A 1,838-nucleotide genomic window follows, 5' to 3' on the forward strand; every position below is an offset into this window, starting at 1 on the left:
TGGAGCCATGAATCCCACCGCAAGACCGCCCGAACCAAGACCATCGAGGACCTCATCGCAGCGTAATCAACCGGCCACCCGACAGGCTCTCAGGCGTTGGCCCTGCGGGCGCGGATTGTGCTGGCGTGTGCGGGGCCGGAGGTGCCGCCGATTGTCGCGGTCGCCCGGGATCTGGGGGTGGCCGCGGACACCGTCCGCAAGTGGCGGCGGCGCTTCCTTGCTGAGCGGCTGGACGGGCTGGCCGACGAGCCCCGGCCGGGCCGGCCGCCGACCATCAGCGTCGATCAGGTGGAAGCGGTGGTGGTCACCACGCTGGAACAGCTGCCCAAGAACGCCACCCACTGGTCGCGGACATCGATGGCCGAGCACAGTGGTCTGTCGAAGTCGACCGTGGGCCGGATCTGGCGGCGGTTCCAGCTCAAGCCGCATCTGGCGGACACCTTCAAGCTGTCGACCGACCCGCTGTTCGTGGAGAAGGTCTACGACGTCGTGGGCCTGTACTTCAACCCGCCCGAGGGGGCGGTGGTGCTCTCGGTGGACGAGAAGTCGCAGATCGTGTGCCACGAACGCTGAAGGAGGCGTTGATGTAACAGCTTCTGGAGGCGGTGCTGTGCAGGAGATGGAGGTAGGTCCTCCGGGGTCGCCCTGCAGGGGGAGGCCCCAAACCACCGCAGGCTGCGCCGGTTAAGTGCCGGTCGTGGTGAGCGCTGTGGAAAAGGCGTGACAGTGATCGCGTCAGGTGTGGGTCAGGAAGGCGAGCGTGAGCGAACCGCTGATGACGTGTCGTAATCTTTCTCATTGGCGTCGAAACCGGGGCATGATCTGGGCTCCGGGACAAGTCCGGGGGGAGCCTGCCGACTGCCCGGACGGCGTCCGGCATGGAGGCGGCGCGAGCCTGGCCCGGGCTCTTGTGCGGAACGTGGGAATCTGTCGCCCCGATACTGCGGCCGGCCCGGTGGGCTGGCGGCGAGAGGGAGAACTCGACTTTCGTCGTTCTGACTGATCGTCATGCCAGGTCTGCGCTGGCTGCGGCCCATGCCTCCTGGACGGCGCGGATTTCGGTATCGGTGGGCTGACCGGCGTCGATGGGCATAAATCGGGCCGCGATGATCGTCCGGCGGAGCTTGGCGGTCATGTCGGAGAACGCCGGGTGCGTCTTGGTGAGGTACCACGGGGCCCGTGTCCGGTGTTCGGCCGCGTCCTGGGGGTGGTGGCCGTGCAGCGCGTACCAGATGACGGTGATCGTGTAGCAGTACAGGCCGAAGGGCACGGTGCGCTCGATCGCGCGTGGGGTGCGGTTGCTGGCCTGGCCGACGCCGAGGAGGCTCCGGGCTTCGCCGAAGGTCACCTCGATGGACCACCGGCTCGCGTACCGGGCCACCAGTGGTCCGGCTGTCGCGGTCAGGTCGGTGGAGATCAGCGCGAGGTCGTAGCCGGTGTCGGTGACATCCTCGCGCAGCAGCACCACCTTCACGGTCTGGGTGTGGAAGGAGCCGTACCGCAGGCAGGTGGTCTCGGCGGTGAACACGGTCTCGGTGCGGCCGTAGCGGGTCACGGTCTGCTCGGTGAACGTCAATGTGGCGGCCAGCTCGGCCGGGGTGCCGAGCCGGTCGCCCTTCAGGCGGGGCCGCCCGCGCCTGCCGGTCGGCGGCGGAGCGAGATCGTAGAGCACCGCGTGGGACGGCAGCCGGGTGGTGAAGGTGACGGATGCGGGCAGGTCACGCAGCGCTTTGCCGTGGTAGGCGACTCTGGTGCGCAATTCTCGGCGGCTGCTTGACCGGTAGGTGATGATCGTTCCTGCGGTCGTTACGTGTCGTCCGGCCGTGGAGGGTGGGTTG

Annotated in this window: 1 protein-coding gene and 1 pseudogene; one reads left to right on the plus strand and one right to left on the minus strand. The window is 68.1% G+C overall.

Annotation, left to right across the window (positions count from 1 at the left end):
* Positions 1-96: 96 nt before the first annotated feature.
* A pseudogene (locus tag ACGFSA_RS35095) lies at positions 97-555 on the plus strand (IS630 family transposase); the annotation flags it as partial.
* A gap of 451 nt (positions 556-1,006) precedes the next feature.
* Here the strand turns inward: ACGFSA_RS35095 and ACGFSA_RS35100 are convergent.
* On the minus strand, positions 1,007-1,838 hold an 832-nt coding region (locus tag ACGFSA_RS35100; protein WP_393310228.1), incomplete at its 5' end, for a hypothetical protein.

The organism is Streptomyces sp. NPDC048496 (assembly GCF_043200055.1).
Taxonomy (GTDB): domain Bacteria; phylum Actinomycetota; class Actinomycetes; order Streptomycetales; family Streptomycetaceae; genus Streptomyces.